This is a genomic window from Runella sp. R5_40, from assembly GCF_057652295.1.
Genome location: NZ_JBYFCH010000026.1, coordinates 59223 through 80479, shown reverse-complemented (window position 1 = coordinate 80479; position 21257 = coordinate 59223). Strand labels below are relative to the sequence as shown.

20 protein-coding genes are annotated in these 21257 nt (G+C 44.8%); 8 read left to right on the top strand and 12 right to left on the bottom strand.

Annotated features, from left to right (window positions below; genetic code table 11):
• The first annotated feature begins 176 nt into the window (after positions 1-176).
• Entirely contained in the window at positions 177-560 is a 384-nt protein-coding gene (locus AC23N5_RS27730; protein ID WP_157607748.1) for a hypothetical protein, read from the top strand.
• Positions 561-636: 76 nt separating this feature from the next.
• Here the strand turns inward: AC23N5_RS27730 and AC23N5_RS27725 are convergent, their stop codons facing one another.
• The 3 genes from AC23N5_RS27725 to AC23N5_RS27715 form a co-directional block, all read right to left on the bottom strand.
• Entirely contained in the window at positions 637-1953 is a 1317-nt protein-coding gene (locus AC23N5_RS27725) for a metal-dependent hydrolase family protein (protein WP_183977782.1), read from the bottom strand.
• Between the two features lie 153 nt (positions 1954-2106).
• Positions 2107-3204, bottom strand: coding sequence for a redox-regulated ATPase YchF (gene ychF, locus AC23N5_RS27720; protein WP_028526163.1), 1098 nt, complete (start codon positions 3202-3204; stop codon positions 2107-2109).
• A 189-nt stretch (positions 3205-3393) separates the two neighbouring features.
• Positions 3394-3714, bottom strand: coding sequence for a DUF3276 family protein (locus AC23N5_RS27715; protein ID WP_028526164.1), 321 nt, complete (start codon positions 3712-3714; stop codon positions 3394-3396).
• Positions 3715-3981: 267 nt separating this feature from the next.
• Here AC23N5_RS27715 and AC23N5_RS27710 point away from each other — a divergent pair, with 267 nt between their 5' ends.
• On the top strand, positions 3982-4428 hold the full coding sequence (locus AC23N5_RS27710) for a septal ring lytic transglycosylase RlpA family protein (RefSeq protein WP_037301947.1): 447 nt from the start codon (positions 3982-3984) through the stop codon (positions 4426-4428).
• Positions 4429-4567: 139 nt separating this feature from the next.
• Positions 4568-5482, top strand: coding sequence for a DUF58 domain-containing protein (locus AC23N5_RS27705; RefSeq protein ID WP_028526165.1), 915 nt, complete (start codon positions 4568-4570; stop codon positions 5480-5482).
• Between the two features lie 3 nt (positions 5483-5485).
• Here AC23N5_RS27705 and AC23N5_RS27700 read toward each other — a convergent pair whose 3' ends face one another.
• From AC23N5_RS27700 to AC23N5_RS27675, 6 genes are all read right to left on the bottom strand, one after another.
• Entirely contained in the window at positions 5486-6073 is a 588-nt protein-coding gene (locus AC23N5_RS27700; protein ID WP_487758014.1) for a peptidylprolyl isomerase, read from the bottom strand.
• A 277-nt stretch (positions 6074-6350) separates the two neighbouring features.
• Complete coding sequence (locus tag AC23N5_RS27695) at positions 6351-7568, bottom strand: efflux RND transporter periplasmic adaptor subunit (RefSeq protein WP_487758013.1); 1218 nt, start codon at positions 7566-7568, stop codon at positions 6351-6353.
• Between the two features lie 53 nt (positions 7569-7621).
• The gene (locus AC23N5_RS27690; protein WP_229601431.1) at positions 7622-8767 is read right to left on the bottom strand and encodes a TolC family protein; all 1146 of its coding nucleotides are present in this window, start codon (positions 8765-8767) and stop codon (positions 7622-7624) included.
• A gap of 137 nt (positions 8768-8904) precedes the next feature.
• On the bottom strand, positions 8905-9255 hold the full coding sequence (locus AC23N5_RS27685; protein WP_229601432.1) for a GIY-YIG nuclease family protein: 351 nt from the start codon (positions 9253-9255) through the stop codon (positions 8905-8907).
• A gap of 57 nt (positions 9256-9312) precedes the next feature.
• Entirely contained in the window at positions 9313-12450 is a 3138-nt protein-coding gene (locus tag AC23N5_RS27680; protein WP_487758012.1) for an efflux RND transporter permease subunit, read from the bottom strand.
• A gap of 297 nt (positions 12451-12747) precedes the next feature.
• The gene (locus tag AC23N5_RS27675; protein WP_183977792.1) at positions 12748-13128 is read right to left on the bottom strand and encodes a hypothetical protein; all 381 of its coding nucleotides are present in this window, start codon (positions 13126-13128) and stop codon (positions 12748-12750) included.
• Positions 13129-13421: 293 nt separating this feature from the next.
• Between AC23N5_RS27675 and AC23N5_RS27670 the strand changes: the two genes are divergently transcribed.
• Together AC23N5_RS27670 and feoB are read left to right on the top strand one after the other, a co-directional pair.
• Positions 13422-13649 carry a FeoA family protein gene (locus AC23N5_RS27670; protein ID WP_037301893.1) on the top strand — a complete coding sequence of 76 codons (228 nt, stop codon included), beginning with the start codon at positions 13422-13424 and terminating at the stop codon, positions 13647-13649.
• A 6-nt stretch (positions 13650-13655) separates the two neighbouring features.
• Positions 13656-15779, top strand: a complete 2124-nt coding sequence (feoB, locus tag AC23N5_RS27665) for a ferrous iron transport protein B (RefSeq protein ID WP_487758011.1) — start codon at positions 13656-13658, stop codon at positions 15777-15779.
• Between the two features lie 4 nt (positions 15780-15783).
• Here the strand turns inward: feoB and AC23N5_RS27660 are convergent, their stop codons facing one another.
• The gene (locus AC23N5_RS27660) at positions 15784-16701 is read right to left on the bottom strand and encodes a histone deacetylase family protein (protein ID WP_487758010.1); all 918 of its coding nucleotides are present in this window, start codon (positions 16699-16701) and stop codon (positions 15784-15786) included.
• A 65-nt stretch (positions 16702-16766) separates the two neighbouring features.
• On the opposite strand from AC23N5_RS27660, the gene AC23N5_RS27655 reads away from it, so the two are divergent.
• Positions 16767-17375: a DUF4136 domain-containing protein gene (locus tag AC23N5_RS27655; RefSeq protein ID WP_183977798.1), complete on the top strand. Its 609-nt coding sequence runs from the start codon at positions 16767-16769 to the stop codon at positions 17373-17375.
• Between the two features lie 26 nt (positions 17376-17401).
• Positions 17402-18094 (top strand): hypothetical protein, encoded by a 693-nt coding sequence (locus tag AC23N5_RS27650; RefSeq protein WP_487758009.1) that lies wholly within the window; start codon positions 17402-17404, stop codon positions 18092-18094.
• A gap of 60 nt (positions 18095-18154) precedes the next feature.
• Here AC23N5_RS27650 and AC23N5_RS27645 read toward each other — a convergent pair whose 3' ends face one another.
• Positions 18155-18580, bottom strand: coding sequence for an OsmC family protein (locus AC23N5_RS27645; RefSeq protein ID WP_028526173.1), 426 nt, complete (start codon positions 18578-18580; stop codon positions 18155-18157).
• A gap of 187 nt (positions 18581-18767) precedes the next feature.
• Here AC23N5_RS27645 and AC23N5_RS27640 point away from each other — a divergent pair, with 187 nt between their 5' ends.
• Entirely contained in the window at positions 18768-20000 is a 1233-nt protein-coding gene (locus tag AC23N5_RS27640; protein WP_487758008.1) for an NAD(P)/FAD-dependent oxidoreductase, read from the top strand.
• Positions 20001-20135: 135 nt separating this feature from the next.
• Here AC23N5_RS27640 and ribD read toward each other — a convergent pair whose 3' ends face one another.
• Complete coding sequence (gene ribD, locus AC23N5_RS27635) at positions 20136-21176, bottom strand: bifunctional diaminohydroxyphosphoribosylaminopyrimidine deaminase/5-amino-6-(5-phosphoribosylamino)uracil reductase RibD (RefSeq protein WP_487758007.1); 1041 nt, start codon at positions 21174-21176, stop codon at positions 20136-20138.
• Between the last annotated feature and the right edge of the window lie 81 nt (positions 21177-21257).

The following is a 21257-nucleotide window of genomic DNA, read 5'->3' as shown; positions in this document are numbered from 1 at the left end:
AAAAATAGGTGTTTTTCTCTTTGGATTAGCTTAAAACGCAACTAAGTATAAAATATAAATAATTCAATAAAATATTTAAAAAGTTATGAAAATAGATTTGTGTGTGCCATTTTTGTCGCATTCCAATAGTTTTCTAAGTAGAAAAGCTAAGTATTCCAATAATCAGATTAAGTAAAATGAACTATCAACCACCTGTTTATCTGACGCCTCATTTGTACATGACCAATGAGGAAGAAGAAATTATTGATGCACTGGTTGACCATCACGAAATGCCCAAGAAGTTTGACGTTGACAAAGTGATTTCTTACTTCGAGGGCGAAAATTTTTGCCTTGTCCTTTATTTTGCCAATTTACAAGACCGAGGATTTCAAAAGTTTGTGGTGAATGACTTTTCAGTGAATGTCGAAGAAATGTATATGTTATCGGCATCATTTGGCAAATTGCTCGAACAAGAAGTAAACATTCATGTACTCAGTCAAGCCAAAAATCGGGTTGATCATGTCATTCACATGGCGGGTACTTTTCGGGCGTTGTTTAGAAAAAAAGAAGTTGTCGATTAGGTTAGATTCAGTCCATCAAGCATCAACAAAACCAAGCACGAAGCCCGACTTAATTAGCTAAGTCGGGCTTCTGCATTTAAAGGTTATTTTTATACACTTTGCCGTCTTTCATTATAAACTTCAAAAATTCTTCGGGCTTCGTGACAATCTCTAACTTTTCGAGGGGATTCCCGTCGTAGATTAATAAATCGGCATACGCACCTTCTTTAATGACTCCGAGCGGGGCGGGGTATGGGTTCAGTTTTCCCGTTTGGGCAAAAAGTTCGGCATTGAGGGAGGTGGCTTGGCGAAGGACTTCGACAGGGCTGTACCAACGAAGCCGAGAAGTAAATTCTTTGAGAGCATCGGTTTCAATGCCAATTTTACCAAAGACATCGGTACCAAAAGCTACTTTTACCCCGTATTTTTTTGCCAAAGCCATTTCATTGAGTGCTCCTTCTTTGACAAGTTTGAACTTTCGGGCGTTCGACGAAAATTGGAGTGGAATGTCCGCCCAGTAACTTTGAGGTACCAAAAAAGCGCCTTTTTCCTTCAAAAGCTGCATGGCCTCTTCGTCGATTAGGTGGCCATGTTCTATCGTTTTGGCCCCAGCAGTCAGTGCTCTTTTGATAGCATCGGGATAATAAGCGTGAACCGAAACGTAGGTGCCCCAATCGGCCGCCGCCTCGACTCCCGCTTGTAATTCGTCGAGGGTAAATTGAACCGTATGCAAGGGGTCAAAGACGGTAGAAATACCTCCACCTGCCATCATTTTGATTTGTGACGCACCTTGTCGAAGGTTTTCACGTACGGCATTAAGGACTTGTGGGCGGCCATCGGCTAGGTAGCCCCAGCCCTGCGTTTGAGCTACGTTTACGGCTTGTCCTGTCCAATTCGGGTTTGCGTCATTGCGATTCCGTAAATCTCCATGCCCTGAAGTCTGACTGATAAAAGCCCCTGATGGATAAATACGAGGGCCTGGGATGGTTCCCTCGTCGATGGCTTCCTTGATGCCAAAAATAGGGCCGCCCATGTCGCGAATAGTAGTAAAACCTAGCATCAAATACGAGTGAACAGATTTAGTAGCGCGTGCGCTCACGTAAGCCCAATGAGCGGTGTTGCTAACTGCACTCATCGAGACGTTGAGCATAATGTGTAAATGCGCGTCCGATAGTCCAGGAATGAGTGTTTTTCCTTTGCCATCAATGACTTTTGCCCCCTTAGGAACGGTCAAGTTATTGCCCACTTGCTTAATTAAATTGTGAACAATAATCACTTGAGCATTGGGCGTCACCGACTCGGAGAGCCCATCCCAAAGAGAAACGTTTTTAATCACAACTACGCTGTCGCTGCTGATTTGAGCTAAAAGAGAAGAAGAGGCAAATAAAAGTAAACCAAGTAAAATACGCTTCATAAAAAAGAGTTAAGGTGGTTGATGAACGATTAAGTTTAGGCGAAGAGACTAAGCTGGAAATTATCAAAAAAAAATGAAAAAGCGTTGTTTTAGGCAATAAAAAAGGTGCCGAAAATCTTCGGCACCTTTTTTAAAGGAAAGTTATTTTTAAACCTACACATTGAAGCGGAAGTGCATGATGTCGCCGTCTTGTACAATGTATTCTTTGCCTTCTACGGAGATTTTGCCCGCATCGCGGCAACCTGCTTCAGTTTTGTATTTTTCGTAATCGGGAAGTTTGATAACCTCCGCACGGATAAAACCACGCTCAAAGTCAGTGTGAATCACTCCTGCTGCTTGTGGGGCTTTCCAGCCGCGCTGAATCGTCCAAGCCCGTACTTCTTTGACACCTGCGGTAAAATAGGTAATCAAGTTCAAAATGGCGTACGAGGCACGGATAAGTTTGTAAAGTCCCGATTCGGTAAGACCATATTCGCCTAGAAACATTTCACGCTCTTCAGCATCTTCCATTTCAGCGATTTGGGATTCGATGGCGGCGCAAAGCACAATTACTTCGGCATTTTCTTCGGCCACGGCTGCTTTGAGCTGATCTACGTACTCGTTGCCCGTCTGAATGGATGTTTCATCCACGTTGGCTACATAAATAACGGGCTTGATGGTCAGAAGTTGAAGATCGGCAATGGCTGCTTTCTCATCGTCCGTCAAGCCGACAGCACGCACGCTTTTTCCTTGAAAGAGCGCATTTTTGACGCGTGTCAGAATTTCGAGTTCTACTTTGGCTTTGGCATCACCTACGCGGGCTGCTTTTTCTACCCGAGCAAATTTTTTCTCGATAGAATCAAGGTCTTTGAGTTGAAGCTCAAGGTCGATAATTTCTTTGTCACTAACGGGGTTGACACGGCCTTCTACGTGAACAATGTTGTCGTCCGAAAAACAACGAACCACGTGAATAATCGCGTCCACCTCACGAATATTGGCCAAAAACTGGTTGCCAAGCCCCTGGCCTTTGCTGGCCCCACGAACCAAACCTGCAATGTCAACAATCTCAACGATGGTTGGAACGGTACGTTGTGGATTAATGAGGCGTTCGAGGACAGTGATGCGCTCGTCGGGTACTTCAACCACTCCGACATTGGGCTCAATGGTACAAAAAGGATAGTTGGCAGCTTCGGCTTTGGCACTTGATAATGCGCTAAAAAGGGTGGATTTACCTACGTTGGGCAATCCGACAATACCACATTGGAGAGACATTAGTTGATTTACGATTATTGATTGACGAATGTTAGTGCGGGCGTATGATGGCCTTTCGCTGCAATCCGTACAATACTAATTGGCGATTATAAGTAATGGTAGCAAAATTAGTGCTTTTTGTGGTGGCTACAAAACCAAAAGCCTCTGGGCAACCAGAGGCAGGGCATAGGATAGGTCAGGAAAGGTTGATTAATCCCACTTCAAATCGCTACCTGTGTAGTCTTCTTCTTCACGTACGGCGTACTGAGAAAAATCTATGTCGGGCATCAATTCGGTTTTAATGTGGGCTACGGTTTCTTGAAGGGCATCTACAAACTTATCGAAGTCTTCTTTGTAGAGAAACATTTTGTGTTTTTCGTAAGCAAACCCATCTCCTTGCGGAAAACGGCGACTTTCTGTAATCGTCAAGTAGTAATCATTTGAACGAGTTGAACGCACATCAAAAAAGTAAGTTCTTTTCCCTGCCTTTACGCGTTTCGAGTAGATTTTTTCTCTGTCTTTGTCTTCCACTATCCTTTTGAGGTTTAGAGTTATACCAAACGCTAAAGTACGTCTTTTGTTGTTGGTAGTCAAAATATTTTCAAAATAAAGTTGTTGGTTTTTACGTTGTTATAGGCTGGGGTTGGTATGTCAATTTGTAAAAAACGTAGTTCGTGTTTGTTTTTTGCTTAATTTTCAGCCCTTAAACTCAAAAAAGGTTGCATTTTTTTGAGTATGCGTTCAAGGGGACTCCTAGTCAAATTGTCATTTTTGGTGAAAAATAACCCGAACAAATCTATGTATTCTACCACTTTTTATGTACTTGTATTGTTGTCGCTGATCAAAGTAAATCCAGCATCAGCCCAATTGTTGGGGAAGGAAGAGCAAGGAAGAGCATCATTTTATGCACAAATCTTTAACGGGCGCAAAACATCATTAGGTGAGCCATTCAATCAGAAAGAATATACTGCCGCGCATCGTACATTGCCTTTCAACACCATGGTGGAGGTCACAAACCTTTCCAATAAGCGCACGGTGATTGTGCGTATCAACGACCGCGGGCCGTACCACCGCACCCGCCTGATTGATTTGAGCCGTTCGGCGGCACAATATTTGGGAATTTTGGGCTCTGGCGTTGCCAATGTCACCCTCCGCGTGGTTGGGATGGAAGGAATGGTGCTGCTGGGCCAAAATGAAATGATTACCGACACAGGTGACATTATTGAGCGGGCTTTGTCCAATTAAAGTAAAATTTTCTCCTTCTTCCGTTTTAAGTTTACAGTCTCCAAATAATGTAGTTTATTAGCACGATATTTGTGCTTGCAACGGCTGTAAACTTAAAACATCCTTGCTTGGCTTCACACCCCAAAAACCTTTTAACGACATGAGCGCTCGCAAATTTGACATTGCAACGGTAAGACAGTACGGAAATTTAGAGTTTTTGGCGAGACAGCTCGTCGAAGGGTTTATCACGGGATTACACAAATCGCCCTTTCACGGTTTTTCGGTCGAATTTGCCGAACACCGCTTGTATAATACAGGAGAAAGCACCCGTCATATCGACTGGAAGGTGTTTGCAAAAAGCGACCGCTTGTTTGTAAAACGCTACGAAGAAGAAACAAACTTGCGTTGCCATTTGCTGGTTGATACGTCGTCGTCAATGTATTATCCTGAGCCTAATCACGATAAAATTACGTTTAGCGTGTTGGCGGCAGCAAGTATCGCCAATTTGCTACAGCGCCAAAAAGATGCGGTAAGCTTGTGTACTTTTTCGGATAAAATCGAAGTTCAAACCCCGATAAAGTCCACCCCATCACACGTTCATAAGGTGTTTTTGGATTTGGAAAATGTTCTAAAAAAGCCCAAAGAACTCCGCAAAACAGCCGTGGCAGACGTATTGCACGAAATCGCTGAGAAAATCCACAAACGCTCGTTGGTGGTGATTTTCAGTGATATGTTTGAAGACATAAATCAAGCCGAAAGAATTTTTTCGGCCATGCAGCATTTACGTCACAACATGCACGAAGTGTTGTTGTTTCACGTTACTGACCGCCGTACCGAAGAGGAATTTGCTTTTGATGACCGCCCGTACGAGTTTATTGATTTGGAATCGGGTGAACGGGTGAAAATTCAGCCTGGACAAGTGAAAAAGCAATACCAAGAAGCCGCCAAAAAATACTACCACGAACTTCGACTCAAGTGTGGGCAATATAAAATTGATTTCATCGAAGCCGATGTTGCCAAAGGCTTAGACCAGATTCTGACGGCTTACTTGGCCAAACGAGCAAAAATGCGGTAGTCTTTACTCAAGACTACCCGTCCAGCCCAGTTTCTGCAATTCTTTCGCGTTCATCTTTACGACCCGTACTTTAAGCGTAATCGGCTTGAGAGGCGTGTCTGTTGAGTCGGTTTTGACGGCAACGATGGCGTCCACAATGTCCATCCCCTTAAAAACTTGCCCAAACACCGTGTATTTATCGTCAAGCCGCGCCAAGCCTTTTTTGTTTTGAACAATGTAAAACTGACAACCCGCCGAAAGCATGTCAGGATTATTGTCGCGGCCTGCCCCCACGGCGCCATACACGTGCCGAATCTTTTTATCGAACTCTGGCTTGAGTAAATAGGGGGAATTGGCAAAACCTTCGGGCGTATCGGGACAACCGCCTTGGGCAACAAAATTATTGATGACTCGGTTGAAGGTCAGTGAATCCCAGTAATGCTCTCCCGCTAATTTGGTAAAACTTGCTTTGTGGTTTGGAGTTTCGTTGTACAACCAAAAGTAAATATCTCCCATGTTGGTTTTGATGTGACCAACATCGTATTTCTTTTCTTTAAATGTAAAACCAAGTAAAACGGCCGAAAACAGGGCTGCCAGTAAACTTTTGTACATGATGCGCGGATTTTAAAAGTTATGTTGAATCATCAGCTAATGTACGAAAGTAAGGGGCAATTTTGCAAAGGGCAAGTTTGTCAAATTGGCAAGTAGGCAAATGAGCAAATTGGCAAAAAAGCAAATGGGCAAACCAACTTGTCCCTTGCTCCTTGCCCCTTGCATACTTGCTCCTTGCCCCTTGCATACTTGCTCCTTGCCCCTTGCATACTTGCCCTTTGCCTCTTGCATACTTGCCTCTTGCATACTTGCTACCTGCCTCTTGCCAACTTGCTCCTTATTCTTCCTCTCCTTCGCCTTTGGTCAGTTCGGCTTGCAAGGTTTGCGCGCCTGTGATAACGATGGGTAAGGTTGGTTTTTGGTTAAAAATAACCTCTACAAAACCATCTTGTGACGCGCCCGTTTTCACGTCGATGGGGCGATAAATTCCTTGTGGAGTTTTGACAAATACGTGAGCTGTTTCTCCCGTGCGAACAATCGCGGTTTCGGGGAGGGTTTCGGCTTGGCGCGGCGAGGATACCACTTTTCCATTGACGTATTGGCCTGCCAATAAGCGGGTTGCGCTGAGGGTGGCGTAGGCATCTACGGTACGGCTGTTGGGGTCGAAGGTAGTTCCTAAGCTGCTGATGGTGGCTGTGCCATTGTCAAACGTCACTTTTTGACCTACTTTTATGCGGGCTACATCTTTCTCAAATACTTTGAGTACCAAACGCGCACCCGTCTGATTAATGATTTCAAACAACGATTCTCCGCCATTAATGGACTTTCCAAGGGTTGTTTGAACGCTCTTAACTACGCCGCCAATCGGAGAGCGAAGAGCAATGGTGCGTACAATTTGATTTGTTTTGAGTGATTTTGGGTCGATGCCTACCACTTGAAGTTTTGCTTCGATGCCTTGTTTGGTCGCTTCCAAAACGCGCATTTCCGATTCGGCTTGTTGTAATTTGCGTTTGGCTCCTACTTCTTCTTGTGAAAGAGTTGTTTGACGTTGGCGTTCTTGTTCGGCAAATTGAAGTTGGCCTGCCGTTTTCCAATAATCTTCCTGTAACTGAATGAGTTCGAGGCTTTCGATGGTAGCAAGTGTGCTCCCTTTTCCGACTGAATTGCCAGACAAGACCCCAATACTACGGACAATCCCTGTGAGCGGAAAGCTCACACTCGCGCTTTGTTGAGGCGATGATTCAACCACTCCATTAAGAATGATGGCGTCAAATACCGTTCGGGTTTCGGGACTTCCGAGGCTAATGCCAAAATTCTTTTCTTGTTCCGCCGTGAGTTTAAGTTCGGTTGGGGCCTTTTCGGGGGCTGCTTCTTCGGTTTGGGCGGTTTCGGTCTTATTGCAACTGCTCAGAGCTGCTGTTAGGCAAAGGGCAAGGGGCAAGGGGCGAAGGGTAAAATGCAAAATGCGAGAGGCAAATGGCAAGGGGCGATGGGCGAGGGATAAAATGCGAAGGGCAAAATGCAAAGGGCGTATAGAGTGAATTAATGTGTTCATTGGAATTGTGTTGAAGTGGTTAGTCGTCATTCGTCATTCAAAAAATCGTCATTCTATTCAATACCTAGCCATTTTTCAAGCTCAATGACGGTTTGGGTAAAGCGCAATTGTTCGGTCAAATAAGCCTCACGGATTTGCCAAGCTTGACGGGTATTTTGGAAAAATTCTACGTATTCGATGTCTCCCAAACGAAATTGTTTGTAGGCGGTTTTAAGCAATAACTCTGCTTGAGGAAGTGCCGATTGTTCGTAATAATTGAGCGTTGTTTGAAGTTTTTGGAGACTTTCTCGTAAAATTTTGGTGTTGGCTTCGGTCTGAAACTGAATGGCTTTGAGCTGATTTTCGCTGGCTTGCTCGCCCACTTTTGCCGCCTCGATGCGCGCTTTTTGAGGTTTATTGGTCAACGGAATCCCCAAGCCACCAGAAAGGTACATAAAGCCAAGTTTGCCTTCAATGGATTGATTGGCGGCTCCAATTCTCCAGTCGGGTTTGAGTTGTGCCCGTTCTAAGTCCGTAAAATTACGACTCAATTGCGATTCTTCCGTCGCAAGGGCAGCGTACCGATTAATTCCTTCTTGGGATGGCGTGGGGCGTTGTAAATTGAGCAAGGTATCAATCATTAAGGATTCATTGCTGTACAACAAGGTTTGTAAACCCATGAATGCCAGCTGAATCTCGCGGTCAATGACCGTCCGACGGTTCTGAATCTCACGCCGATTGGTTTCGCTCGCTACCACTTCCAATTGGTTGGTTTCCCCCGTTTTGTAACGAGATTTGGCGGCTTCCAGTGCTTTTACGTACAAGGTGTCTTGCGCTTGAATTAGTTGACGATTTTTATACAAAAACAGAATTTGATAATACTGCTGCTTGACGCTGAAAGCCAATTCATTGCGCTGTATTTCCTGCTGTTTTTGCGTTACATTCACTTGTTGGGCCAACACTTTTGCGCGATTTCGATAGACGCCGAAAGGCTCAAAACTCTGCACGGCGCTGAGCGTATAATCAAAAGGACGGCTTTGAGTTTGCCCCGCCGCCAAATCGGCAGAGAGCTTGGGCAGCTGCCAAGCCGAACCTATCAATGCCTTTTGCGATTGTTGAGTTAACTCAGTTGTTTTTAATGTTAGGTTATTCTGTGAAGCTCGTTCAATCGCCTGTTGTACGCTGATTTGCGCGTGGGAAACAATTATTAATCTAGGCATTAACATAAGCAAAAAACATACTGTAATTGCTTTGATGCCTATTTTGTCACCCTGAAAGGGTCTAATCCCTCCAACTGAGTAGGCGACAGAATTGATAGCCTGGGGAATAATTGGTCTTTTCAGGACAGCAAAACCCGCTAATCTTCTTGTATTTCGTCGTTTAAGAATTTCCATGTTGGGTTGAAATCATTGATTATAGCTTCTTTTTTGTCTCTTTTTAAGAGTTTTATCTCTTTTTCTGATTCAATCGCATGCCATACATATTGAAACCGTTGCCAAAAAACTAAATAGATACATTTGTATTTTCCCGCAAATGTTTTCTGAGGCCCTTTGGAATCTGCTTCGTGTTCTTGAAGTCTTCGTACCAAATCATTTGTCATACCTGTATAAAGTACAGTTTTATTGTAATTTGTAAGGATGTAAACAAAGTAGTTATGAATTTTAGGCATGGCGATTATGAGTAATATCACGTTTAATAACTTTGACATTTCATGATGGTTTGCTCTAATAAATCTTATGGCAAACAGACATGTTTTTAGACCCTTTCAGGGTGACAAAGTCTCTGATTTTTTCTTCGAAAACAACGCATACAACACAGGCAAGACAACCAGCGTAAGGAGCGTAGCGGATAAAATTCCACCAATCACTACCGTGGCCAGCGGACGCTGTACTTCGGCTCCTCCCGAGTTGGAAATAGCCATGGGTAAAAAACCTAGGGAGGCTACCGTCGCTGTGATAATTACGGGCCTGAATCGTACCTCGACGGTTTTTAAAATACGTTCTTTTAAGTTAGTAACTCCTTCTTTTTCAAGGTCGTTGAGGTAGCTGATAAGTACAATTCCGTTCAAAACTGCTACCCCAAACAACGCAATAAATCCAACCCCAGCCGAGATACTAAAGGGCATGTCGCGCATCCAGAGGGCGATGATTCCTCCGATGGCCGACATAGGAACGGCGGAGAAGATTAAGAGCGATTCTTTTAAAGAATGAAAGGTAAAGTAGAGCAACGTAAAGATGAGGAAAAGTGCCAACGGGACGGCAAAACTTAGGCGTTCTTTGGCGCGTTGAAGGTTTTCAAAAGCACCTCCGTAGGTATAAAAATAACCCGATGGTAAGGCCACTTTTTTCTCGATGGTGGCTTGAACGTCGTTGACGACACTTTCTACGTCACGGTTGAGAACGCCAATACCAATTGTAATGCGCCGACGGGTTTCTTCGTGGGAAATCTGGGCGGGGGCTTTGCGGAAACCAATGTCAGCCAACTCTGCCAACGGAACCGTTCCCCCTTGTGGCAATGGAATGAGCAATTGTCGAACGTTTTCAATGTCTTGACGATGTTGCGCATCCAACCTTACGACTAAATCGAAACGGCGCTCTTGTTCATAGACGGTTCCAGCGGTTTCGCCCGCAAAACCACTGCGAACGAGGCGGTTGATGTCGGCAATACTTAGGCCGTATTGGGCAATTTTCGCTCGATTGTAGTTGATACTGATTTGGGGTAAACCCACAATTTGCTCCACACGTACGCTGGCGACGCCCTCAATTTTTTCGATGACTTTGGCCGCGGCGTTAGCTCGTTCATACAACACATCAAGGTCGTTGCCAAATATTTTAACCACCACATCGGAGCGTACTCCCGTAATCATTTCATTAAAACGCATCTGAATAGGTTGGGTCATTTCTACGCTGGTTCCAGGTAGTTCTTCAGCCAATACCGCCGCCATTTTTTCGGACATTTCTTCGCGGTTTTTGGCATTTTTCCACTCTGAAATGTCTTTCATGTTAATCATTTGATCCACCATTTCAATGGGCATGGGGTCAGTAGGAATTTCGGAAGCACCCACTCGCCCTACAATCTGTTGAATTTCGGGAAAATGTTTTCGGAGAATTTGATGGGCTTTGTTAGCGGAATTAATTGTTTCTGTCAAAGAAGTTCCCGATGCCGTGCGGAAGTCAATCGCCAAGTCGCCCTCGTCGAGGGTAGGGACAAATTCACCGCCAAGACGGTTAAAGACAAGAAGTGAGATTACAAAAAGTCCCAAAGTAATGCCTACTGTGGCTTTTTTCCATTGTAACGACCAGATAATGAGGGGCTCATAACGGCGGTATAACCAAGCGAGTACCCGCTCTGAAAAATTCCAGTGTTTGTGTAGGTTTTTGCCCATTACCAACGACGACATCATCGGAACGTAGGTCAATGATAAAATGAACGCCCCAAAAATGGCAAAACCAACCGTCATGGCCATGGGTTTGAACATTTTTCCTTCAATTCCGACCAGTGATAAAATAGGCAAATACACCATCAAAATGATGATTTCGCCAAAGGCCGCTGAGGTACGAATGCGTTTGGCGGTTTCATAGACCAACTGATCGCGTTCGAGTGGGTCATCGACATTATTGCGTTTGTTGTCTTCGTACCAAACCTGAAACCGATGGACGATGGCTTCCACGATAATCACGGCACCGTCCACAATCACCCCAAAGTCAATCGCACCCAACGACATTAGGTTGGCAGAAATGTTGAAGGTGTTCATCATGCCAATGGTGAATAACATGGCCAACGGAATGACCGAAGCGGCCACCAACCCTGCCCGCAAACTACCCATGAGAAGTACCAGTACCACAATCACGATGAGTCCCCCCAAAAGCAGGTTTTCGCTGACGGTAGTGATGGTTTTATTAATGAGTTTGGTGCGTTCAATAAACGGCACAATTTCAATGCCCTCAGGAAGGGTTTTTTGAATGCGAGAAATACGGTCTTTGACGGCATTGACGGTATTGGCCGAGTTGGCACCTTTGAGCATCAATACAATTCCTCCAACGGCTTCGCCTTCGCCATTCCGTACCAATGCCCCGAAGCGGTTGGCATGACCGAAATCAACCCCAGCTACGTCACGCACCAAAACGGGGATTCCGCTCACGTTTTTAATCACAATTTGCTCAATGTCGCTGAGACTTTTTACAACCCCTTCGCCACGAATAAACTGCGCTTGACCGATTCGTTCAATGTAACTTCCGCCAGTGTTGGCGTTGTTTTTTTGTAAGGCATCATACAACTCCGATAGCGTGACATTGTGCGCGCGGAGGCGTTCGGGATTGACACTTACTTCGTATTGTTTGACGTATCCACCAAAACTACTGATTTCGATCACCCCTTCAATGCCTACCAATTGGCGTTTGACAATCCAGTCCTGAATAGTACGAAGCTCCGTAAGGTCATATTGGGACTTCGCCCCTTTTTTAACGGCCAAGGTGTATTGATAAATTTCGCCCAAACCCGTTGTGAGGGGTGCAATCATGGGTTTTCCGAACTCCGCAGGAATATCGGCTTCTACTGTTTTGAGTTGTTCGGTTATCCATTGTTTTCCTCGGACAATATCCACCTCGTCCTTAAAAACGACCGTCACCACCGATAGTCCAAGTTTGGATACCGAGCGAATCTCGGTCACATCGGGGATGTTGGCGAGCGACAATTCGATGGGCGTAGTCACAAATTGCTCCACTTCTTGGGCAGCCAAGGTCGGCGTGAGCGTCAAGATTTGCACTTGGTTGGTGGTGATGTCAGGAACGGCGTCGATGGGCAACCGCGAAAGCGAGTACCCTCCCCAAATCACCAGTGCCACCACTGCCAATCCGATGACCAGCTTGTTTTTGATACTGTAATGAATCAGTGAATCAATCATATTTTGTTTTATTTTTGTTGAAAATTGAAGTTGTAATCTTATGCAAATCACTGTCACCGTCCCCGAAAAAAAAGCAGAAGAGTTTTTGGCGCTCCTCAAGGAACTTGGTTACAAGTACAAGTTGGAAACGCCTAAAAAATCGAAACCTAAAGAACCACGATTGTAGGAGAATCGGTGGCTGATGCTTTGATTGATGAATGGATTGAGAATTTGCCCGAGTAATCTATTGTTAGCATAGATGAAAAGCGGGAAATGCAGCATTGAAAGGATACACTTCTCCCATCAAAGAAAAAAGCCCTAGGCTCGGGGTGGACAAATGAGTGCCTTGAATGATAAAAAGGCGTAGGAATTGAGCCAATGAAAATTGGCGGAAGTTAAGAAGGTAACGACAGTTTGGGCATCAAACGATACAGAAGCCGATGGCAGCACAAAAAAACTGGCTACACTGTTGAAATCAAAACTGGGAAGATGGTGCTCTTTTTGTTTGGTATGCTCCGAATCGGCGGAATAGTGCATCCACAAAAAATCAAGAAAACTTAATGAAGCAGGGCGCTCCGCCTTGTGCTCCTCAAAATGTTTCCACACGTCAGGTGAATGCAACAACTCAGTCGCCGACCGAGGAAGGAGACTTTGTGCAAACACAATGGAGGCCAATAAAAACGCGAGCGTGGCTTTCATTCGACGGCGAAAAATGGAAAAGCAAATGTAGAGTTTGGACCAAAACAATGTATTGATTGCAGTAATAATCTTTAAAATTTAGAATTAGTATAGATATTGTTTATCATAATGTATTGATAAACAGTTGGGTATGTGCTCGTATGGATGGCTTCTTTGGAAAACATGATAGGTATCATTTGATATTGTTGGCTTGAAAATGTTATTTTGTGTGGTTCTATTTAAACTCAATCTAAATAAATTGCGTTATATGACTCAAACCCTTTTGAGAAAATAGACTGAACCACCCGTCCAATATGAAAACCATCGCCGACTTACAACTGGGAGAAAGAGCTTTTGTGAAAGAGTTTCGCCAAGAAGATTTATCGTTGAAACTACTCGAAATGGGTTTTTTGCCTGGCATTGAGGTGATGCTCGATTTTGTGGCACCTTTGGGCGACCCAATTGGTGTGCAAGTAAACGGCTATTGTCTGGCAATGCGCAAAGAAGAAGCGGCTACGGTTATTGTTGAAGAAAGCATTTAATATCCCTTGAAAAAGAATCCCATCATCGCCATCGTCGGCAATCCCAATATCGGTAAGTCATCGTTGTTTAATCAACTGACTGGATTGCGTCAAAAAGTTGGAAATTTCCCGAGTGTTACGGTAGAAAAAAAATCAGGCCCTTGGATGCTCAATGATGCTACTGAGGCAGTGGTTGTTGACTTGCCAGGTCTGTATAGTTTATATCCAAAAGCGCTGGATGAGCGAGTAGTAATTGATATTTTGGCCAATCCCTCCCACGAAGATTATCCTGATGTGGTAGTAGTGGTGGCTGATGCCTCCAACCTCAAACGTAATTTGCTGTTGTTTACCCAAGTAGCAGATTTAGGTTTGCCCGTTGTTTTGGCCTTGAACATGCTCGACGTAGCGCGGGATAAAAACTTGCAAGTCAATGCCGTAAAATTAGCGATGAAATTGGGCGTGCCCGTCGTTCGCATCAATGCGCGGGTAGGAGAAGGCTTAGACCAACTCAAACAGGCCGTGGTGCAACAGCTAGAAAGTCCCAATATTTCGGTTGAGAAATATTATTTTAATCCTGCGGAGCAATTCCCCGAATTGATTGACGAAGTAAAACGCACGAACGCTATTTCCAATAATTATTTGGCATTGCACCACGTTCAGCAACACGATATTTTTTCGTTTGTACCGCAGGAAAAGCGGGTTGCTTACGATAAAATGATTGAAAAACACGGCTTCAAAGAAAGTGGTTTTCAAGCAGCCGAAACCATGCACCGATATGCGGTCATCGATGGTCTCGTCAAAGATTCGGTAAAAACAGTGGCAGAGTTTCTAGTGAAACCGTTGTGGACGAGGCGTTTAGATAAAGTTTTACTCCACCCTTTTTGGGGATATGCCGTTTTCTTGGCCGTGCTGTTGGTCATATTTCAAGCCGTATTTACGTTTGCCAGCTATCCCATGGACCTGATTGATGCAGGAATGGCGTCGTTGAATGATTGGTTAAAAGCAAAACTTCCAGAAGGCGCATTGACCGATTTATTGACCGATGGACTGGTGGCGGGCATTGGCGGGGTTGTGATTTTTATTCCTCAAATCGCCTTCTTGTTTTTCTTGGTTTCGTTGCTTGAAGAATCGGGCTACATGGCTCGGGTGATGGTCATTATGGACAAACTCATGCGAAAATTTGGCTTAAATGGTCGGAGTGTAGTGCCGCTTATTTCAGGAGTAGCCTGTGCCGTACCAGCCATTATGGCAGCCAGAAGCATCGGAAATCGCAAAGAACGACTGTTGACAATATTGGTCACGCCGCTGATGAGTTGTTCGGCTCGTTTGCCGATTTACACGGTGCTTATTGCGCTGGTTGTGCCTTCTACGGCAGTACTTGGTTTTTTTACCCTCCAAGGACTGACGCTCATGGGCTTGTACTTGCTGGGGCTAATCAGTGCCTTGGTATCGGCTTGGGCCATCAAAGGAAGAGTTGAAAGCGCCGAAACGGGCTATTTTGTCATGGAAATGCCTACCTACCAAATTCCGCGTTGGTACCATGTGGGTATTGCCGTTTGGGATAGTGTTAAATCATTTGTGACCCAAGCGGGTAAAATCATCGTTGCCATCTCTATTATTCTTTGGGTGCTGGCTACGTATGGCCCAGGCGATGCCATTTCAAAAGCAGAAGAAACTATTCAAAAAGAGCAACCTACGCTGACAGGGGCTGAAATGGAAAACGCGGTAGCAGCGTACAAGTTAGAGCATTCGTACGCGGGTCATTTTGGAAAATTTATTGAACCTGCCATTGCGCCTTTGGGTTACGATTGGAAAATTGGCATTGCATTATTGGCTTCATTTGCCGCGCGCGAAGTGTTTGTAGGTACGATGAGCACCATTTATAGCATCGGAAGCGAAGCGGATGAAGATAACGGAACCATCAAAGCCCGAATGCGTGCTGAGATAAATCCTAAAACGGGAAAAGCCATGTACACACCCGCGCTGGCATTTTCGCTGTTGGTGTTTTACGTATTTGCGATGATGTGCATGAGTACCATTGCGACTGTAAAGCGCGAAACCCACGGCTGGAAATGGCCCCTCATTCAGTTGGCATACATGACGGTTTTGGCGTATGGGTTGGCGTTCTTGACTTACCAAGTTTTACAGTAAAAGATTAAAAATATAGCTGCTGTGCAATTCGGTACGTATTACAATGCGCTTCCACAATATCGGCCAAGCGCGGAGAATAGCCTCCACCCATCGAAACCACAACAGGGATATTTCGTTGTTTACACTGAGAAAATACAAACTCATCACGGCGATAACAGCCCTCGCGGGTTACTTTCAATTTTCCCAATTTATCCGTCTCCAAAATATCAACCCCCGAAATGTAAAAAACAAAATCGGGCTGTTGTTGGTCGATGAGATAAGGTAATGTCTCATAAAGCAAGCGGAGATAGTCTTGGTCTTGCGTTCCCGTAGGGAGTTCGATGTCGAGGTCTGATTTTTCTTTGAACAAAGGATAATTGTCTTTGCCGTGCATTGAAAAGGTAAAAACCTGAGGGTTGTTCTGAAAAATAACGGCCGTTCCATTGCCTTGGTGCACATCCAAATCGACCACCAGAATGTTGGTCGCAAGTTGCTTCGAAAGTAAATAATTGGCGGCGATAGCCACATCGTTCAACAAACAAAACCCTTCGCCACGATCAGCATAAGCATGATGGGTGCCGCCTGCGACATTCATCGAAACGCCAAACGTCAACGCAAAATGACAACATTCAATCGTTCCTTGGGCAATGCGTGTTTCGCGCTCAATGAGTCGTTGATTCAGCGGAAAACCAATCCGTCGAACCATTTTGTCAGAAATTCTCACGTTTTTTAAATCTTCCCAGTAGGTAGTATCGTGTACTCCCAAAATCCAATGTTCGTCCAAGTGGCTAGGAGAGAAGAAGTTATCGGACGTGCAGGTGCCTTCATACAGGAGCTGCTCGGGAATAAGTTCGTATTTGGCCATTGGAAAACGATGGGGTTCTCCATTGGGGCCTTTGGGAAGCGGATGACAAAAAATTGGGTCGTGGGCAATTTTGAGCATAAAAAAGATGAAATGATTTGGGCCAACTTTTCGTTAGTAGGTTATAAAAAAACCGAGAATAAACCATGAAAGTTAAATTTCAAGCACTTATTTTAGGAGTAACGGTCGCAATAATAGCCACTGCGTGCGCACCTGACCCCTTGAAAGATTTGACGGTAGAGGAAACCCAAGTTTTTATTACTAATTACGAACCTACGGTCAATTTTGCTAATTACCAGACCTTTAGCTTGGCCGATACTGTATATGTAATTCAAAATCAGCAGACGGGCGTTTCGACTTCTACGCAAGATTATTCGGCATTAGACCGTATCACATCAACCATGACGCAGCGCGGATACAAGCGAGTAACGCGTGAAGCAAAACCAGATTTGGGCGTCAGTGTAGCTCGCATCAGAGAAACCCAAACGGGGCTTGTCGCCAATTATAACCCTTGGAACAGCTACTGGGGATATACTGGCGGCGGCGGATTTTATTATCCTCCAACCTACTCTTATTATCAAACTTCAGAAACGTATTGGTATTTGGAAATGGTGGATTTAAAAAATGCGACCAACGGGCTGCAACCCAAGGTGGTTTGGAATGCCCAGATTCGAGGAAATGGCATTTTTGACGCAGCGTCTTTGACGAATGTGATTGACAATGTATTTAAGCAGTCGATGTATTTGAAAAAGTAGTAAAATAACAACTTATGATGGTTGGCATGAAAATTAGAAAAGTAAAAACAATAAGCGCCATTGTGCTCTGCTTTATGGGGGTGTTTTTGGTAAATATAGCTGAGGCACAACAAGTTATTGACCGACCTCAGTTATTCAAAAGAGAGTCGCCATACTTGAGATATACCTCGTATCGTGTTTCTTTGACGGGAGGTTTGGGAGTTGCCACGGGTTCGCTAGGTGATTTTATGGCGGCCAATACGTTTCGTAACTATTCACTGGCCGTTGATTTTGTTTTCCCAAAAAACAATATGTCGGTGGGGTTTGCGATTGGTTCACAGTATTTTATGAACCGTTTGCCTCGTCAGGTGTATGAATATGACAATGGCGCTATTTCGGCCGTGCAAACGCGTACAGTCACGGCTTATCCGATTACGTTGACGGGTAGCTATCACGTTGGGGATGTCAATGCGCGCGTTCGGCCGTATGTACAGGCAGGATTGGGGGCTGCGTTTGCGGAAGTAGCCAATTACTACGGAATGTTATCAACGGGCGACAATGGCTTTAAGTTTGTTGCACAGGGAGGCGCTGGAGTGCGCGTGTTGTTGAGCAAAACAGGAAATGTGGGGCTTGAACTGGGGGCAACCTATCAGCACATCCCTTTTAAAATAGAAAGCGAAGGAATCAACGCCGCTTCATCTATCAATGCGCGGGTTGGTTTGTTTTACCGTTGGTGGTAGGCGTCTTTTGAGTTTGGGGCTTTTGAACTCCCAACGGGAAACCCCAAACTCAAAACCTATTTACTCCTCAATGGTAATGGTGTGCCCGATTTGCGCTAAAGGCTCAAATTGAGCCGTGGCCGAGCAGTATTTCTCCATCGATAATTTCACCGCACGTTCGATTTTGGCACGGTCGAGGTTATTTCCTTTGAAGAAATAATGAATAGTGACCGAGCGGAAAGGTGAACGTTCGGTCGTTTCTTCTTTTACGCGGTCGCCCTCTACGGTGATTCTGAAGTCGGTAACTTCTTGGCGTTGTTTTTTGAGAATAAGCACAACGTCAATCGCACTACAACTCCCAACACCCATCAACAACAACTCCATGGGGCGTACCCCCGCGTTTTGGCCACCAATGGCTGGCGACGCATCGGTGTGTACTTTTATATCTGACGAACCTGTGGCCTCGAAGTGAAACCCATCGTCAACGCGAACTAATTCTACTTTCATACGTAGCTTGGCTTGTGATTATAATGAAAATACAACTATTAAAAGCACTTGGTTCAAAAAAGCTTACTACATTGTTGGCGAAGTAGTGTTATTTTTTATCCGCAGAAAGGCGCTACTCGGTGGTTGACCTATGGGCATTTTTGTAAAAAAAGTGAAAACTATTTGTTCGGAAAATAGTTTTGATTGCATGGCAAATCATGACGTAATTATTGTAGGCGCAGGCATGGCGGGGCTTACCTGTGCTACTTATCTAAACCGTTTTGGGGTTTCATCGTTGGTATTGGAAGCATCGGATGCCGTTGGTGGCCGCGTTCGTACCGATAAAATGGATGGTTTTTTACTAGACCGTGGATTTCAAATTCTTCTAACGGCATACCCCGAGGCGCAAAAACTGCTTGATTACCAAGCCCTTGATTTAAAAAGCTTTCGTTCGGGGGCACTAATACGCCTCGACGGTACTTTTTCGGTCATGAGCGACCCTTTTAAAGAACCTGCTCAATTGGTCAATACGTTGCTTTCTCCCGTAGGTTCGTTGGTGGACAAACTCAAGGTTTTACAGTTGTCGAATGAGGTTTCTAAGGAATCAACGGAAGCCTTTTTTAACGATAAGTCCACCGATACCCTGTCGTATTTGCGCGATTTGGGTTGGAGTGAAGGCATGATTCGGAATTTTTTTAAACCCTTTTTTGGGGGTGTTTTTCTGGAAAATGAATTGGCAACGTCGAGTAATTTTTTTCGATTTGTTTTCAAACAATTTTACAACGGTGAAGCCGTAATTCCCGCTCAAGGAATGCAGGAAATCCCGAATCAGTTGGCGGCCAAACTTCCCGAGGGTGCGGTGCAGCTTCAAACAAAAGTTGCTAAAATCGTTGGAAATACGGTGACTTTGGCCGACGGTCAAACCCTCACTGCAAAGGCCGTAGTGGTAGCAACGGATGCTTTGCAAGCAGATCGACTTTTGGGCCGAAACGTTCAACGGAGTTTCAACAAAACCACCTGTACGTATTTTGCCGCCGAGCGTTCTCCTTTGACGGAAAAAATGCTGGCCTTGAATCCCAATCGCCTTTCAACCGTTCACAATATATGCGTGCCAAGCGACATTGCGCCTTCTTATGCCCCCGCAGGGAAAACGTTGGTTTCGGTGAGTACGCAGGGATTAGAAGGGGTAGATGAACAAAAGCTGACGACGCACATTGTCAAGGAGTTAACCGAATGGTTCGGAGCGGATGTCAAATCGTGGAAGCACTTACGAACGTATCATTTGCCCGAATCGTTGTTGAGCTTTCCTGCCAATTCAGCAGCAACTGAATTAAAAATAACCGATACTTTGTACGAGTGTGGCGACCACGTAGCGTATCCGTCCCTCAATGCCGCCATGGCAACGGGAAGGAAAGTCGCGGAGATGATTGCGGGAATTTGATTCAAAAAAATCAATTAAGGTAAATTAAGCTCGGTCGCATTCTTTTTAAAACACATAGGCAACAGTAGAATAAACACATAGCAAACATAGATAGTCTTTCGTGTGCTATGTGACAATTCTACGTGGACTATGTGTTTACCTTGGTTGCCGATAAGAACTTAGCCAATCCCCGCCAATGTTGGTTTGATTCACTAGCCGAACGCCCGTGGGGAGTAGGGGAGCGGCAGTGCCTTTTTGAATCGCCTTTGCACTCTTAAAAATGTGTATTTCGTCAAAAATTCCTTCGTTTAGAAAAGTTTGTAACACCAACGTTCCACCCTCTACGATGACCGATTGGATTTTGCGTTGGTATAAATCAGCCAGCAAATGTTTGAGGAAATTTTCGTCAAAATCAATTTGCACAAAGGCCGTATTGCCTTGTTCTTCGTTCTTGAAAGCGTTGTAGCAGAGGGTCTTTTGTGAATTGTCAAATAAGTGTAACTCCTGCGGGAGCCGTAACGTACGGTCAATGACAATTCGAGTGGGGTGAGAGCCTTCCCAAAGTCGGGTATTCAATTGGGGGTTATCGTGAAGCGCCGTATTGGTTCCTACCAAAATGGCATCCTCTTGGCTACGCCATTGATGACTCAGTACCCTTGATTGCAGGCAACTGATAGAAAGGGGCTGTTTGTGCTCGTCGGCAATGAAACCATCGGCAGTTTCGGCCCATTTCAAAAGGATATAAGGGCGTTTTTGCTCAAAAAATGTAAAAAAACGGGCATTTAGTTGCCGTCCTTCTTCGACCAACATACCATTAATTACTTCAATTCCTGCCTCTCTGAGTTTTTGAATTCCTTTTCCTGCCACCAGCGGATTGGGGTCGTCGTTGCAAATAACAACTTGTTTGACTCTTTTTTCGACCAACAAATCTGCGCAAGGCGGGGTCTTACCAAAATGTGAGCAAGGTTCTAGGGTAACATAGACGGTGCTTTTGGACAATACATGTTCATTTCCCCGTGCAATCGCGTCATTGACGGCATTGACCTCCGCGTGCCAATCGCCGTATCGACGGTGCCAGCCTTCTCCAATGATTGTATCATTGTGCACAATCACACAGCCCACCATGGGGTTGGGGCTTACGTTTCCTCGTCCAAGTGCGGCTAGTTCAAGCGCACGAACCATGTATTTTTCCATCATTTGAAAGCAATTTGATTCATTGTCTTAGGGTGTACGAATAAATACAGGAGATGGTAGCATTTAGTAAACATAGACCTTTGG

What these genes read in the sequence shown, in the direction of transcription:
- AC23N5_RS27685 (WP_229601432.1), bottom strand. Translation starts at nt 9,255, where the DNA reads ATGTCAAAGTTATTAAACGTGATATTACTCATAATCGCCATGCCTAAA.
- ribD (WP_487758007.1), bottom strand. Translation starts at nt 21,176, where the DNA reads ATGATGGAAAAATACATGGTTCGTGCGCTTGAACTAGCCGCACTTGGA.
- AC23N5_RS27695 (WP_487758013.1), bottom strand. Translation starts at nt 7,568, where the DNA reads ATGAACACATTAATTCACTCTATACGCCCTTTGCATTTTGCCCTTCGC.
- AC23N5_RS27705 (WP_028526165.1), top strand. Translation starts at nt 4,568, where the DNA reads ATGAGCGCTCGCAAATTTGACATTGCAACGGTAAGACAGTACGGAAAT.
- AC23N5_RS27655 (WP_183977798.1), top strand. Translation starts at nt 16,767, where the DNA reads ATGAAAGTTAAATTTCAAGCACTTATTTTAGGAGTAACGGTCGCAATA.
- AC23N5_RS27730 (WP_157607748.1), top strand. Translation starts at nt 177, where the DNA reads ATGAACTATCAACCACCTGTTTATCTGACGCCTCATTTGTACATGACC.
- AC23N5_RS27660 (WP_487758010.1), bottom strand. Translation starts at nt 16,701, where the DNA reads ATGCTCAAAATTGCCCACGACCCAATTTTTTGTCATCCGCTTCCCAAA.
- AC23N5_RS27710 (WP_037301947.1), top strand. Translation starts at nt 3,982, where the DNA reads ATGTATTCTACCACTTTTTATGTACTTGTATTGTTGTCGCTGATCAAA.
- AC23N5_RS27640 (WP_487758008.1), top strand. Translation starts at nt 18,768, where the DNA reads ATGGCAAATCATGACGTAATTATTGTAGGCGCAGGCATGGCGGGGCTT.
- AC23N5_RS27690 (WP_229601431.1), bottom strand. Translation starts at nt 8,767, where the DNA reads ATGCCTAGATTAATAATTGTTTCCCACGCGCAAATCAGCGTACAACAG.
- AC23N5_RS27680 (WP_487758012.1), bottom strand. Translation starts at nt 12,450, where the DNA reads ATGATTGATTCACTGATTCATTACAGTATCAAAAACAAGCTGGTCATC.
- AC23N5_RS27675 (WP_183977792.1), bottom strand. Translation starts at nt 13,128, where the DNA reads ATGAAAGCCACGCTCGCGTTTTTATTGGCCTCCATTGTGTTTGCACAA.
- AC23N5_RS27700 (WP_487758014.1), bottom strand. Translation starts at nt 6,073, where the DNA reads ATGTACAAAAGTTTACTGGCAGCCCTGTTTTCGGCCGTTTTACTTGGT.
- AC23N5_RS27645 (WP_028526173.1), bottom strand. Translation starts at nt 18,580, where the DNA reads ATGAAAGTAGAATTAGTTCGCGTTGACGATGGGTTTCACTTCGAGGCC.
- AC23N5_RS27725 (WP_183977782.1), bottom strand. Translation starts at nt 1,953, where the DNA reads ATGAAGCGTATTTTACTTGGTTTACTTTTATTTGCCTCTTCTTCTCTT.
- AC23N5_RS27650 (WP_487758009.1), top strand. Translation starts at nt 17,402, where the DNA reads ATGAAAATTAGAAAAGTAAAAACAATAAGCGCCATTGTGCTCTGCTTT.
- ychF (WP_028526163.1), bottom strand. Translation starts at nt 3,204, where the DNA reads ATGTCTCTCCAATGTGGTATTGTCGGATTGCCCAACGTAGGTAAATCC.
- AC23N5_RS27670 (WP_037301893.1), top strand. Translation starts at nt 13,422, where the DNA reads ATGAAAACCATCGCCGACTTACAACTGGGAGAAAGAGCTTTTGTGAAA.